General features: G+C 69.5%; 15 protein-coding genes. 10 read left to right on the forward strand and 5 right to left on the reverse strand.

What is annotated here, in order from left to right:
- The first annotated feature begins 168 nt into the window (after nt 1–168).
- The 7 genes from ADK86_RS01425 to ADK86_RS01450 all read left to right on the forward strand — a co-directional run bounded on the left by ADK86_RS01425 (nt 169) and on the right by ADK86_RS01450 (nt 4,459).
- Nucleotides 169–1,485 (forward strand): LCP family protein, encoded by a 1,317-nt coding sequence (locus ADK86_RS01425; RefSeq protein ID WP_053694873.1) that lies wholly within the window; start codon nt 169–171, stop codon nt 1,483–1,485.
- A gap of 216 nt (nt 1,486–1,701) precedes the next feature.
- The gene (locus tag ADK86_RS44105) at nt 1,702–1,911 is read left to right on the forward strand and encodes a hypothetical protein (protein WP_078951684.1); all 210 of its coding nucleotides are present in this window, start codon (nt 1,702–1,704) and stop codon (nt 1,909–1,911) included.
- Nucleotides 1,895–2,419, forward strand: a complete 525-nt coding sequence (locus ADK86_RS01430; protein ID WP_030594929.1) for a DUF6879 family protein — start codon at nt 1,895–1,897, stop codon at nt 2,417–2,419. Before ADK86_RS44105 ends, ADK86_RS01430 begins: the two co-directional genes overlap by 17 nt.
- The gene (locus tag ADK86_RS01435; protein WP_053694874.1) at nt 2,409–3,242 is read left to right on the forward strand and encodes a helix-turn-helix domain-containing protein; all 834 of its coding nucleotides are present in this window, start codon (nt 2,409–2,411) and stop codon (nt 3,240–3,242) included. The genes ADK86_RS01430 and ADK86_RS01435 overlap by 11 nt, the downstream gene beginning before the upstream one ends.
- A 62-nt stretch (nt 3,243–3,304) precedes the next feature.
- Nucleotides 3,305–3,619 carry a hypothetical protein gene (locus tag ADK86_RS42910; protein WP_159393750.1) on the forward strand — a complete coding sequence of 105 codons (315 nt, stop codon included), beginning with the start codon at nt 3,305–3,307 and terminating at the stop codon, nt 3,617–3,619.
- A 36-nt stretch (nt 3,620–3,655) separates the two neighbouring features.
- Entirely contained in the window at nt 3,656–3,886 is a 231-nt protein-coding gene (locus tag ADK86_RS01445) for a hypothetical protein (protein ID WP_053694876.1), read from the forward strand.
- Nucleotides 3,887–3,967: 81 nt separating this feature from the next.
- Entirely contained in the window at nt 3,968–4,459 is a 492-nt protein-coding gene (locus ADK86_RS01450) for a hypothetical protein (protein ID WP_053694877.1), read from the forward strand.
- Nucleotides 4,460–4,523: 64 nt separating this feature from the next.
- Here ADK86_RS01450 and ADK86_RS01455 read toward each other — a convergent pair whose 3' ends face one another.
- A complete protein-coding gene (locus ADK86_RS01455; protein ID WP_003983785.1) occupies nt 4,524–5,696 on the reverse strand; it encodes an acyl-CoA dehydrogenase family protein in 1,173 nt (390 codons plus the stop codon).
- Between the two features lie 210 nt (nt 5,697–5,906).
- Here ADK86_RS01455 and ADK86_RS01460 point away from each other — a divergent pair, with 210 nt between their 5' ends.
- Nucleotides 5,907–7,247 (forward strand): UDP-glucose dehydrogenase family protein, encoded by a 1,341-nt coding sequence (locus ADK86_RS01460; protein WP_053694878.1) that lies wholly within the window; start codon nt 5,907–5,909, stop codon nt 7,245–7,247.
- Nucleotides 7,248–7,313: 66 nt separating this feature from the next.
- Here ADK86_RS01460 and ADK86_RS01465 read toward each other — a convergent pair whose 3' ends face one another.
- Genes ADK86_RS01465 through ADK86_RS01475 form a run of 3 tightly spaced genes read right to left on the reverse strand, consistent with a single transcriptional unit; the run spans nt 7,314 to nt 10,284 of the window.
- Nucleotides 7,314–8,510 (reverse strand): dipeptidase, encoded by a 1,197-nt coding sequence (locus tag ADK86_RS01465; RefSeq protein ID WP_053694879.1) that lies wholly within the window; start codon nt 8,508–8,510, stop codon nt 7,314–7,316.
- Nucleotides 8,507–9,043, reverse strand: coding sequence for a 5-(carboxyamino)imidazole ribonucleotide mutase (purE, locus tag ADK86_RS01470; RefSeq protein WP_003984827.1), 537 nt, complete (start codon nt 9,041–9,043; stop codon nt 8,507–8,509). The genes ADK86_RS01465 and purE overlap by 4 nt, the downstream gene beginning before the upstream one ends.
- Complete coding sequence (locus ADK86_RS01475; protein ID WP_078951686.1) at nt 9,040–10,284, reverse strand: 5-(carboxyamino)imidazole ribonucleotide synthase; 1,245 nt, start codon at nt 10,282–10,284, stop codon at nt 9,040–9,042. The genes purE and ADK86_RS01475 overlap by 4 nt, the downstream gene beginning before the upstream one ends.
- Nucleotides 10,285–10,379: 95 nt before the next feature.
- Between ADK86_RS01475 and ADK86_RS01480 the strand changes: the two genes are divergently transcribed.
- Both ADK86_RS01480 and ADK86_RS01485 read left to right on the forward strand, forming a co-directional pair.
- On the forward strand, nt 10,380–10,817 hold the full coding sequence (locus tag ADK86_RS01480; protein WP_053694881.1) for a protease inhibitor I42 family protein: 438 nt from the start codon (nt 10,380–10,382) through the stop codon (nt 10,815–10,817).
- Nucleotides 10,818–10,954: 137 nt separating this feature from the next.
- Nucleotides 10,955–11,497, forward strand: coding sequence for a GtrA family protein (locus tag ADK86_RS01485; RefSeq protein WP_053694882.1), 543 nt, complete (start codon nt 10,955–10,957; stop codon nt 11,495–11,497).
- A 33-nt stretch (nt 11,498–11,530) separates the two neighbouring features.
- Here the strand turns inward: ADK86_RS01485 and ADK86_RS01490 are convergent, their stop codons facing one another.
- On the reverse strand, nt 11,531–12,781 hold the full coding sequence (locus tag ADK86_RS01490; protein WP_053694883.1) for an ATP-binding protein: 1,251 nt from the start codon (nt 12,779–12,781) through the stop codon (nt 11,531–11,533).
- Nucleotides 12,782–12,800: the final 19 nt, after the last annotated feature.

The raw sequence follows: 12,800 nt of genomic DNA on the forward strand, positions 1-12,800 counted from the left end.
TTTTCTTTTCCCCTCCCTCCTGACCAGGCACAACCCCCCGGAATGAGCACTTCCACCCGGTTTGTGCAAGCGACGCCCCGCGTCACTTTGCATCAGCTCTGCAACAGCGACGGCCCGATCTCGTACCTGGGCTGTATGGGGAAGCAGTAGGACAGGCAGACTTCCCCCATGAACGAGTGGCCTGGGTCCGACAACAGAGACCGGTACGGACGTGGCAGCGGCGCCGAGCCGGAGGGCGCGCGCGCCATGCCGCACGTGCGACGCGGCGGTCCGTACGGCTCCGGCGGCCCCGGTCCCGGGCCGGGCCAGCAGCCGTCCGAACCGCCGCTGCCGCCCCACCTCTCGCCGCGCCGCGGCCCCGGCGTCCCCCACCAGAACCAGGGCTACGACCAGTACGGCGACCCGCAGGGCCCCGGCCGCGGCCACGACGACGGCTACAACACCGGCCAGGTCTACGGCGGCGGGGGCCGCGGCGGGCAGGGCGGCGACCGCGGTCGGCGCCCGGCCCCCAACTGGGGCCGCCGCATCAAATGGACCGTCCTGACGCTCGTCGCCGTACTCCTCGTCACCTCGGTCGCCACCTACTTCTGGGCCGACGGCAAGCTGCGCCGCGAGGTGGATCTGAGCAAGGTCATCGACCGGCCGGAGGCGGGCGACGGCACCAACTACCTGATCGTCGGCTCGGACAGCCGCGAGGGCATGTCCGACGAGGACAAGAAGAAGCTGCACACCGGCTCCGCCGAGGGCAAGCGCACCGACTCGATGATGATCCTGCACGACGGCAGCAACGGCCCCACGCTGATCTCGCTGCCGCGCGACTCGGACGTGGAGATCCCCTCGTTCGTCGGCTCCAAGTCCGGCAAGAAGTACCCGGGCCGCGGCCGGCACACCAAGCTCAACGCGGCATACGCCGAGGACGGCCCCGAGCTGCTGGTACGCACCGTCGAGCACAACACCGGCCTGCGCATCGACCACTACGTCGAGATCGGCTTCGCCGGCTTCGCGGGCATCGTGGACGCGATCGGCGGCGTGGAGATGGACATCCCCAAGGCGTTCAAGGACAAGAAGTCCGGCGCCGACTTCCAGGCCGGCAAGCAGACCCTCAACGGCGAACAGGCCCTGGCCTTCGTCCGCACCCGCTACGCCTTCGCGGGCAGCGACCTCGACCGCACGAAGAACCAGCAGAAGTTCCTCGCCGCCCTCGCCAACCAGACAGCCACCCCCGCCACCATCCTCAACCCCTTCAAGCTCTACCCGACCCTCGGCGCGGGCCTGGACACCCTGGTCGTCGACAAGGACATGGGCCTGTTCGACCTCGGCTCGATGTTCTTCGCCATGAAGGGCGTCACCGGCGGCGACGGCAAGTCCATGAACATGCCCATCGCCGGCACCGTCGGCGGCAACCTCCGCTGGGACAAGGCCAAGGTCGCCAAACTCGTCGAACAGCTGAAGAAGGACGAGCCGGTTACGGTGAGCGGGAACTAGGCGGGACGGCACTCGTCACGAATACGCGGAAGCCTCCGGCCGGGCCGGGGGCTTTCCCGCGTTCCGCAGGCCATTACGGCGGGGCCCCGCCCGCGGGGCCCCCCCCCCCCTACCCGACAACACGGATATCGGCGCTGTGCCATGGCCCCGGCCCACGTACCCGGCCTACGGTCCTCCTGACACCGGGGGCGGCCCCCGGTGTCAGGAGGAGGCACGATGGCACGCGAGGAACTGACCCGTCTTACCGGCCGCGCCGGAGGGCCCCACTGCGACGACGACGATTGCCCTAACGTCTACCGGACCGTGAGCGGTTCATTCGTCGTGCAAGGGGACGTGTCGTCCGCCTTCACGCCGCCTGTGGGCGAGGGCCTGGTAGAGATTCCCGAGCACGTCCTCAGGGAGGCTGTCCGTGCTCTTGGATGGTGAGAACTGGCACAGGTTCTTCGACGCGTTCGAGCGCGAGGCATGGCGGTTCGAGGCACAGCCCACCTACACCATGCCCAGGGAACAGGAAAACGTTGCCCGCTTCCTACGGGGCGAGGACAAGCCCATCGACCACAACGCGCGCTGGCATGAACGGGTACGCAGCTACGTCGAATCGGGACGACGCATCGGCCGGGTCCGCATCGTACGCCGGCCGCTCACCGACTATCAGCGGTATCAATTCGCGTGGGGCATTCCCGGCAATATCGCGGCCGGTGAGGACATTCGCGTCCTCGACGTGACGCGGGATGACTACGGTTTGCCGCTCTCGGGGCGTGACTGGTGGATGTTCGACGAGAGCCGGATCGCCCATCTGAACTTCCGGCCGGACGGCACCCAGATCAATCGCGAGGCGTACGACGGTGATCCCGCCCCATACCGAGAGTGGAAGCGAATCGCCTTGGAGCGCGCAGTGCCTTTCGAGGAGTATGTGAAGGGCCTTGACGTTTGAACCCGAAGAGCTGGGCCAGTCGAAGGCCGACCTGTCGGAGACTCTCCGCGCCATGCGCAGGCGGGCCCGCCGTACCCAGGTGTGGCTCGCCCAGCGCTGCAACATGTCTCAGACCAAGCTGAGCAACATCGAAACCGGCCGGGTCACGCCGGGCCTTGTCGATGTCGAATTAATCCTGAGAGCCCTCGACGCATCCGCGGAAATCGTGGCGGAAGTATCCACGCTGGCGCGACTGGCCAATACGGAATGGCAGAGCAAGCGCGCCTCGTGGCGGCGCGGGCTGGAAAAACGGCAGTCGGAGCTGGCGGGCCTCGAAGCAGAAGCCGTCACACTCCGCTACTTTCTGCCCGCGATGGTGACGGGGCTCCTGGCCACCCCTGAGTACATCAGGGCGAGCCTGGGCCACGCCCCGGTGGACATCTCCAAGACGGTCGCGAAGAAACTGGAGCGGCAATCAGTTCTCCACGACGCCGGGAAGCGGTTCACGTTCCTGTTGACGGAACAGGCCGTCAGGTGGGCCGTTGTCCCACGCCCGGCGATGACAGCGCAGATCGACCACCTCGCCTCACTGTCCCACCTCCCCAATGTGCGCATCGGCGTACTCCCCTTGGGGACAGCTCTCGGACGTGGCCCCATGAACACGTTCACGGTCTATGACCAACGACTGGCGACCGTCGAGACATTCACCGGGCGCATAGTTTTCCAGGACGCCCGGGACATTTCAGAGCACCTCCGGGTATTCACCCAGTACGAGCGTTGCGCCTTGTTCAACCAAGAAGCCAGAGACCTCCTGTCCTCCTGGAGCACCCAATACCGTTCATGATCTTCTACCAGACAACGCGAATAAAGCTGGAGATCTCAGGCTGAACGATCGACGATGTACCCATGCCGACCGCACCGAAGAACCACAGCCGAAACACCCCGCCGGATTGGCGCATCGACCCCATCCCGAGCCGCCAGACGTACCGGGACGAGGACGGGAACATTCGTGTTCCGATGTGGCTGACGAAGAACGGTCGGCATATGGCGGACACGGAAATGGTCCTGCTGCCGTCCGAGGCGGCTTTGCTGATCGACGGACTGGTCAGGGCTTTGCGTGACAACCCCAGGTCGATGCTGCACGAATTGCTGCGGGAATCCGCGACGGCTCTCGCTCCTGGTGTTCTGTACGTGCCGAAGCCGGATCAGTACCGATTCTGAGTTTGCCCGTCACTGATCTCCCAGGAAGGCGCACCCATGCCCGTAACCGACCTGTACAGCCTGCCGATCGACGGAGCCACGTTCTCCAAGGCGTGCGGAGGCAACACGCATCCGGACGGCGAGTCCTGCGCCACGCTGGCGCGGATCGGCCCGGACGCGTGGGCGCTGGGCGATGACAAGCGCCCCGACATGGCCCCGCTGCGCTTCACCACCGAGGAACTGAACGCGGCCGGTATCGACCCGGCCCGCTTCGGTCTCTCGGCCTGACCGGCACTCACCGGCCGGCGGCCGCTGCCCTCCGAGGGAGGGTGGGGGCCGCCTTCACCTGTTCCGGACAAGGACGACCAGGTGCACTACCACGGCTATCTATGGGCCGGCCCCAAGCAGCACTTCGACGAGGACGCGCTGAGACGGCCGCCCCACCCCCTTCCTCCGCCGGCTCCGGCGGGTGATGACGACACCGTGGGGAAACGGCTCGCCGAACGCTACCGAGTGGTGCGGTCAGAGTTTCCCGTCATGGACCTGCCACCGCTGGAGACGGCCTACTGGCTCATCAAGCCCGGCACGCTGGTACGGGGTACGTGGGACGAACCGAAGGAAGCTGCCGAATGGCTCGGGGAACGGCTGACCGAGTTCGCATTCCGATTCGCCTCCGAGGCAGATCGTGACAGCACTCGCCTCGCCATACTCGTCAACGCCGCCGCTGAGCGCCTGGGACGGGGCCGAGACGTATCCCACGGCTTCTACCTCGAACGCCCCTCGTTTCTGTCACTGGCCCTGGTGTGCTGCACCCCCAACCCCACCGCGACCGAATTGAGCTGCCCCGGTCGGCAGCCGTAGCGAAAGACGACGAACGCCCCGCCCCCCAGGGCCAGGGCGTTCATCCAGCCCCGCCGGAACCGCCTTACGGCAGATTCCGAGCCATAACAATCCGCTGCACCTGATTCGTCCCCTCATAAATCTGCGTGATCTTCGCGTCCCGCATCATCCGCTCCAGCGGGTAGTCGCGGGTGTAGCCGTAGCCGCCGAGGAGTTGGACGGCGTCGGTGGTGATTTCCATGGCGGCGTCGGAGGCGTAGCACTTGGCGGCGGCGCCGAAGAAGGTGAGGTCTTCGGGCTTGCCGCCGGCGGAGATGCGTTCGGAGCGGGCGGCGGCCGCGTAGGTGAGCTGGCGGGCGGCCTCCAGCTTCATGGCCATGTCGGCGAGCATGAACTGGACGCCCTGGAAGTCGCCGATCGGCTTGCCGAACTGCTTGCGTTCCTGGACGTAGCCCTTGGCGTAGTCGAGGGCGCCCTGGGCGATGCCGAGAGCCTGGGCCGCGATGGTGATGCGGGTGTGGTCCAGGGTCTTCATGGCGGTGGCGAAGCCGGTGCCCTCGGCGCCGATCATGCGGTCGGCGGGGATGCGGACGTTGTCGAGGTAGACCTCGCGGGTCGGGGAGCCCTTGATGCCGAGCTTCTTCTCCGGGGCGCCGAAGGAGACGCCCGGGTCGGACTTTTCCACGACGAAGGCGCTGATGCCCTTGGAACGCTTCTCGGGGTCGGTCACGGCCATGACCGTGTAGTACTCGCTGACGCCGGCGTTGGTGATCCAGCGCTTGACGCCGTTGAGGACGTAGTGGTCGCCGTCGCGTACGGCCTTGGTCTTCATGCCGGCGGCGTCGGAGCCCGCGTCCGGCTCGCTCAGGCAGTACGAGAACATCGCGTCGCCCTTGGCGAGCGGGCCCAGGTACTTCTTCTTCAGCTCCTCGGAGCCGGAGAGGATGACCGGGAGGGAGCCGAGCTTGTTGACGGCGGGGATCAGCGAGGAGGAGGCGCAGACCCGGGCGACCTCCTCGATGACGATGACGGTGGCCAGCGCGTCCGCCCCGGCGCCGCCGTACGCCTCGGGTACGTGCACGGCGTGCAGGTCGTTGAGGGTCAGCGCGTCCCGGGCCTCCTGCGGGAAGCGGGCCTGCTCGTCCACCTCGGCGGCGAACGGCGCGATCTTCGCCTCGGCGAGCGAGCGCACCGACTCGCGGAGCATGTCGTGCTCCTCGGATGTCCGGTACAGATCGAAATCAGCGGTTCCCGCCAAGGTTTCTCACTCCCCTGAGAGCTGCCTGAGTGCTAACTACCGTTAAGTAACTCGATGAGTCACCCGAATTCTAGGGGCGGTATGACACGCGGGATACGTGAGTTTGCCGACAGCCGACCGTCTGGTCCCGGCCACCGGGCCGGCCGCCCCGTACACCGGCCGGACTATGCTCGGGCTGCTCAGATCTCCCCGTATGCACCTGGAGCACCCATGGCCCTGAAGATCACCGTGATCGGCACCGGCTACCTCGGCGCGACGCATGCCGCGGCCATGGCGGAGCTCGGATTCGAGGTGATGGGCCTGGACATCGATCCGGCGAAGATCGAGATGCTGGAGCGGGGCGAGACCCCGATGTTCGAGCCGGGCCTGGAGGAACTGCTGCGGGCGCACGTCGCCGGCATCGAGGGCGCCAGCGGCCGGCTGCGCTTCACCACTTCCTGGGAAGAGCTGGCGGACTTCGGCGACGTGCACTTCCTGTGCGTCAACACGCCGCAGAAGCACGGCGAGTACGCCTGCGACATGTCGTACGTCGAGTCGGCTGTCGAGTCGCTGGCCCCGCTGCTGCGGCGCCCCGCGCTGGTGGTCGGCAAGTCGACCGTCCCGGTGGGCAGCGCGGCGCGGCTGGCCAAGCGGGTCGCGGAGCTGGCGCCGGCCGGCGAGGACGTGGAGCTGGCGTGGAACCCGGAGTTCCTGCGCGAGGGCTTCGCCGTCCAGGACACCCTGCACCCGGACCGGATCGTGATCGGTGTCGACGGCGGGCGGGCCGAGGAGGTGCTGCGGGAGGTGTACGCAAAGCCCGTGGCCGAGGGTTCGCCGTTCGTCGTGGCCGACTTCCCGACCGCCGAGCTGGTCAAGACCTCCGCCAACTCCTTCCTGGCCACGAAGATCTCGTTCATCAACGCGATGGCGGAGGTGTGCGAGGCGGCCGGCGGCGACGTGGTGAAGCTGGCCGAGGCGATCGGCCACGACGAGCGGATCGGCAAGAAGTTCCTGCGCGCCGGTATCGGCTTCGGCGGCGGCTGCCTGCCCAAGGACATCCGGGCGTTCATGGCGCGCGCCGGCGAGCTGGGCGCCGACCAGGCGCTGACGTTCCTGCGCGAGGTCGACTCGATCAACATGCGGCGCCGCGGCCACATGGTCGAGCTGACCCGGGAGGCGGTCGGCGGCTCCTTCCTCGGTACCCGCGTCGCCGTCCTCGGCGCCACGTTCAAGCCGGATTCGGACGACGTACGGGACTCCCCCGCGCTCAACGTCGCCGGGCAGATCCATCTCCAGGGCGCCCAGGTGACGGTGTACGACCCCAAGGGCATGGCGAACGCCGCGCGCGTGTTCCCGACGCTCGGGTACGCGGACACGGCACTGGAGGCGGTGCGCGGCGCCGATGTGGTGCTGCACCTGACCGAGTGGCGGGAGTTCCGGGAGCTGGATCCGGCCGCGCTGGCCGAGGTGGTGGCCAGCCCCCGCATTCTGGACGGCCGTAACGCGCTCGACCCGGAGCTGTGGCGCAAGGCGGGCTGGACGTACCGGGCGCTGGGGCGTCCGCAGGCGTAGCGGACATGCGTACGCGAGGGGCCGGACTCCGCGGAGTCCGGCCCCTCGTGGTGTTCTGCGCGCCGCTCAGCCGTCGAGGCCGTCGAGCTGCTCGATCGTCGCGATGGACGGTCCGCGCCCGGCCCGCAGCCCCCGCGCGACGTCCTCGGCCCCGCGCAGCACGCGGACCGCGTTCTGCCAGGTCAGCTTGGCCAGGTCGGCCGTGGACCACTTGCGGTCGAGGAGTTCGGCGATCAGGTTCGGATAGCCGGAGACATCGGCGAGGTCGGCGGGGGTGAAGGCCGTGCCGTCGAAGTCGCCGCCGATGCCGATGTGGTCGATGCCGGCGACCTCGCGCATGTGGTCGAGGTGGTCGGCGACGGTGGCGGCGGTGGCGAGCGGGCGCGGGTGCGCCGCCTCGAAGTCGCGGTGCACGGCCATCGCCTCGGCGGTGGTGTCCAGGTGGTGGAAGCCGTGCGCGCGCATGTTCTCGTCCGCGCGCAGCGTCCAGGCGACGGCCGCGGGCAGGATGAACTTCGGTACGAAGGTGGCCATCGCGATGCCGCCGTTGGCGGGCAGCCGCTCCAGCACGTCGTCCGGGATGTTGCGCGGGTGGTCGCAGACCGCGCGGGCGGAGGAGTGCGAGAAGACGACCGGTGCGGTGCTGGTGTCCAGCGCGTCGCGCATGGTGTCGGCGGAGACGTGCGAGAGGTCGACCAGCATGCCGAGGCGGTTCATCTCGCGGACGACCTCGTGGCCGAAGGCGGTGAGGCCGTGCGCGCGCGGCTCGTCGGTGGCCGAGTCCGCCCAGTCGATGTTGTCGTTGTGGGTGAGCGTCATGTAGCGCACGCCCAGTTCGTACAGCGCGCGCAAGGTGGCCAGCGAGTTGCCGATCGAGTGGCCGCCCTCGGCGCCCATCAGGGAGGCGATCCGGCCGTCCGCGCGGGCCGCTTCCATGTCGTCGGCGGTGTAGGCCAGGCGCAGGTCGTCGGGGTAGCGCGCGGCGAGCCGGCGCACCACGTCGATCTGTTCGAGGGTGGCGGTGACCGCCCGGTCGCCCGCGTAGTCGGACCGTACGTACACCGACCAGAACTGCGCGCCGACGCCGCCGGCCCGCAGCCGGGGGATGTCGGTGTGCAGGTGGGCGGTCTGGTCGGCGGCGATATCGCGCCGGTCGAGGTCGTAGCGGACCTGCTCGCGCAGGGCCCAGGGCAGGTCGTTGTGGCCGTCGACGACGGGGTGCTCGGCGAGCAGCGCGCGGGCCGCCTCCAGGGACGCGCTCACTTGCCGCTCCCGAAGCCGAAGGCCGGGGAGGCGACCTTGTTGCGCAGCCGCTTGCCCTTCTCGGTGGCCTGCTCGTTCAGGTGCTGCTGGAATTCGCGCATCCGGGCCTGCAGCTCCGGGTCGTGCGCGGCGAGCATCCGGGCGGCGAGCAGTCCGGCGTTACGGGCGCCGCCGACGGAGACGGTGGCGACCGGCACGCCGGCCGGCATCTGCACGATGGACAGCAGCGAGTCCATGCCGTCCAGGTACTTCAGGGGTACGGGCACGCCGATGACCGGCAGCGGCGTGACCGACGCGAGCATCCCCGGCAGGTGGGCCGCTCCCCCGGCGCCCGCGATGATCGCCTTCAGGCCCCGCCCGGCGGCCTGCTCGCCATACGCGATCATCTCGTGCGGCATGCGGTGGGCGGAGACGACGTCGACCTCGTAGGGGACCTCGAACTCGTCGAGGGCCTTGGCCGCGGCCTCCATGACGGGCCAGTCGGAGTCGGAGCCCATGACGATGCCGACCGTGGGGGAAGTGCTCGCTGTCATTCGGTGATGGTTCCTCGCAAGTAGCCGGCGGCGTGCGCGGCGCGCTCGCGCACGTCGGCCAGGTCGTCGCCGTAGGTGTTGACGTGACCGACCTTGCGGCCGGGCTTCACGTCCTTTCCGTACATATGGATCTTCAGCTGCGGGTCCCGTGCCATGCAATGGAGGTACGCGGAATACATGTCGGGATAGTCGCCGCCGAGGACGTTGGCCATCACCGTCCACGTGGCGCGCGGGCGCGGGTCGCCGAGCGGGAGGTCGAGGACGGCGCGGACGTGGTTGGCGAACTGCGAGGTGATCGCGCCGTCCTGGGTCCAGTGGCCGGAGTTGTGCGGGCGCATGGCCAGCTCGTTGACCAGGACGCGGCCGTCGGCGGTCTCGAACAGCTCGACCGCGAGGTGGCCCACCACGTCCAGCTCCCGCGCGATGCGCAGCGCCAGTTCCTGCGCCTGGCCGGACAGCTCCTCGGACAGACCGGGGGCGGGCGCGATCACCGTGTCGCAGACGCCGTCGACCTGAATGGACTCCACGACCGGGTACGCGACGGCCTGGCCGTGCGGCGAGCGGACGATGTTGGCAGCCAGTTCCCGGACGAAGGAGACCTTCTCCTCGGCCAGAACCGGCACTCCTGCACGGAACGGCTCGGCGGCCTCCTTGGAGGATCGTACGACCCACACGCCCTTGCCGTCGTAGCCCCCGCGGACCGTCTTCAGCACGACGGGGAATCCCCCGCCCTGCCCGTCGCCCGGCCACCGCCCCTCATCGAGGCGCTGCGCGCCGCTGCCGCTGATTTCCTCGGCGAACCGCTCCACATCCGCCGGATCGGCGACGATGCGGTGCCGGGGGCAGGGCGCCCCGATCTCGGTCAGCTTCGCGCGCATCACCCCCTTGTCCTGGGCGTGCACCAGCGCGTCGGGGCCGGGGCGGACGGGGATGCCGTCGGCCTCCAGGGCCCGCAAATGCTCGGTGGGAACGTGCTCGTGATCGAAAGTGATCACATCACAGCCACGGGCGAAGGCGCGCAGCGTGTCCAGGTCGCGGTAATCGCCGATGACGACGTCACCGACCACCTGGGCCGCCGAGTCCTGCGGGGTGTCGCTGAGGAGCTTGAATCTGATGCCGAGGGGGATGCCCGCCTCGTGGGTCATACGGGCGAGCTGGCCGCCGCCGACCATGCCGACTACCGGGAACGTCACGCCCCCAGGGTATCCGTACGGCCGTGGCGCACCGCCGCCCCCTTGGATGAACGCACGAACGCAAGTGCGCCACCCTCACCGTTCCCCGTGTGCGGAGATCACCCGGGCGGTAGGCTCACCGCCGCCGTGGAGGGGGAGAGCGCATGGACGACGGTGGCATACCCAGGCGCACCAGGACCGCGGGGATCGCCTTCGCCGTGGCGGCCCTGCTCGCCGCCGTCTACGCGGTGGTCACCCAGCTGACCGGGCCGGTCGTGTTCGACGAGAGCGACCGGGAGATCTCGGTCACCTCCGGCACCCGCTTCTCCATCCGCCTCAAGGACCACCCGGCCAGCGGCTTCCGGTGGGTCCTCGCCGCACCGCGGCCGGACCCGGCCGTACTGCAAGGAGCCGTCGGGCACTACGACGCCGACGAGCCGGCCCGCGCGGGCTCGGGCGGCTTCCGCTACGTCGATTTCACGGCCCGCGGAACCGGACATACCGAGGTGACTCTCAGGTACTGCTACCGCTGCGGCACCCCGCAGGCCGACGAGCAGGACGAGAACGCCCGGACGCGGCGGTTCCGCGTGACCGTGGACTGACATAACCCCGGAGCCCCTCCGGTCACGGATGGCAGGCAGCACACATCTCCCCTGGTTAGCATGAGCGGGCAGGATGCAGGTTGACGACCGCACCGGAACGCCCACGAACGCCCACCACCAGGAGCTGAACGATCACTATGAGTGAACGGAGCGCACTGCGGGCCCGACTGGACGCACTGGCCCGCGAACTCATGAAGTTCGGCGCCGTCGGGGGCGCGGGAGTCCTCGTCAACTTCGTGGTGTTCAACCTCGTACGGCACCTGACCGAGCTGCCCGTCGTCCGGGCCAGCATCGTCGCCACCGTGGTGGCCACCGGCACCAACTACCTCGGCTACCGCTACTTCACCTACCGGGACCGGGACAAGAGCGGCCGCACCAAGGAGCTGACGCTCTTCCTGCTGTTCAGCGTCATCGGTCTGGTGATCGAGAACGGCGTCCTGTACGTGGCGACGTACGGGTTCGGCTGGGACTCCTCGCTGCAGAGCAACGTCTTCAAGTTCCTCGGCATCGGCCTGGCCACGCTGTTCCGCTTCTGGTCGTACCGCACCTGGGTGTTCCGGGCGCTGCCCGCGCGCAAGGCCGTGGCGACGGCGGAGTCCTTCCTCGCCGAGGCCGAGGCCGAGAGCGCGCAGGAGCGGCGGGCGGCGAGCGCTGCCGCCGCGAAGCGTCCGCGCGAATAGCCCCCGCTGCTACGAAAGACGCCCGCCCGGCGCTCACTCCCCCGACGACGGCTCCGCCTCGCGGGCCAGGAACAGCGCGAACACCGGCGGATGCTGCTGGAGCAGCTCCAGCCGCCCGCCGTCCGCCTCCGCGAGGTCCCGGGCCACGGCCAGGCCCAGCCCCGTCGAATTCCGGCCACTGACCGTACGCTCGAAGACCCGCGAGCCGAGATCCGGCGGTACGCCCCGGCCGGCGTCGGTGACCTCCACGACGGCCTGGTTGCCGGTGACGCGGGTGCGCAGCGCCACCGTCCCGTCCCCGTGCATCAGCGAGTTCTCGATCAAGGTGGCGAGCACCTGGGCCACCGCGCCGGGCGTGCCGACCGCGCGCAGCCCCTTCTTGCCGGAGCGCACGATGGCCCGGCCCGCGCTGCGGTAGGCCGGGCGCCACTCCTCGACCTGCTGCTTGACGACCTCGTCGAGGTCGAAGGCGACGGCGGAGCCGGAACGCGGGTCGCGGGAGTTGGTCAGCAGCCGCTGGACGACGTCGGTCAGCCGCTCGACCTGGCCGAGCGCGATGGTGGCCTCCTCCTTCACCGTGTCCGGGTCGTCGGTGACGGTGATCTCCTCCAGCCGCATGGACAGCGCGGTCAGCGGCGTCCGCAGCTGGTGGGAGGCGTCGGCGGCGAGCCGGCGCTCGGCGGTGAGCATCCGCGCGATCCGCTCGGCGCTGGCGTCCAGCACGTCCGCGACCCGGTCCAGCTCCTGTACGCCGTAGCGGCGGTGGCGCGGACGCGGGTCGCCGGAGCCGAGCCGCTCGGCGGTCTCCGCGAGGTCGGTCAGCGGCGCGGTCAGCCGGCGGGCCTGGCGTACCGCGAGCACCACCGCGGCCAGGATCGCCAGGATCGCGACGGCCAGGATGACCAGCAGCGTCCGGCCGATCTCGGCGCTGACCGTGGAGCGCGGCTCCTGCACGGTGACCGTCTCGCCGCGGTCGCCGTGCTGCGTGGACTCGATGACGTCGCCGGCCGGCCGGGAGCCGATCTCGATGTGCGGCCGGCCGGGCACCTCGATCTCGGCGTACCGCTTCGCGGTGATCTGCTCCGAGAGGATCTCGGGCGTCAGCTTCTCGCCGCTGCCCAGCCGGCTCTCCACGATGCCGACGAGCCGTACGGCCTCGGAGGCGACGCTCTCCTGCGCCCCCGACTGGATGGTGCGGGTCTCCACGATGACCAGTGACACACCGAAGACGGCGATCACCACGAGCACCACGGCGAGGGTGGAGTTGATCAGACGGCGGCGCACGGTGTCCTCCGGGCGGGAT

It is taken from the genome of Streptomyces sp. NRRL F-5755, from assembly GCF_001279365.1.
Lineage (GTDB): Bacteria > Actinomycetota > Actinomycetes > Streptomycetales > Streptomycetaceae > Streptomyces > Streptomyces rimosus.

Excerpts from the sequence above, each read along its gene's own strand:
- ADK86_RS01425 (WP_053694873.1), top strand. The coding sequence starts at position 169 with ATGAACGAGTGGCCTGGGTCCGACAACAGAGACCGGTACGGACGTGGC.
- ADK86_RS44105 (WP_078951684.1), top strand. The coding sequence starts at position 1,702 with ATGGCACGCGAGGAACTGACCCGTCTTACCGGCCGCGCCGGAGGGCCC.
- ADK86_RS42910 (WP_159393750.1), top strand. The coding sequence starts at position 3,305 with ATGCCGACCGCACCGAAGAACCACAGCCGAAACACCCCGCCGGATTGG.
- ADK86_RS01445 (WP_053694876.1), top strand. The coding sequence starts at position 3,656 with ATGCCCGTAACCGACCTGTACAGCCTGCCGATCGACGGAGCCACGTTC.
- ADK86_RS01460 (WP_053694878.1), top strand. The coding sequence starts at position 5,907 with ATGGCCCTGAAGATCACCGTGATCGGCACCGGCTACCTCGGCGCGACG.
- purE (WP_003984827.1), bottom strand. The coding sequence starts at position 9,043 with ATGACAGCGAGCACTTCCCCCACGGTCGGCATCGTCATGGGCTCCGAC.
- ADK86_RS01480 (WP_053694881.1), top strand. The coding sequence starts at position 10,380 with ATGGACGACGGTGGCATACCCAGGCGCACCAGGACCGCGGGGATCGCC.
- ADK86_RS01485 (WP_053694882.1), top strand. The coding sequence starts at position 10,955 with ATGAGTGAACGGAGCGCACTGCGGGCCCGACTGGACGCACTGGCCCGC.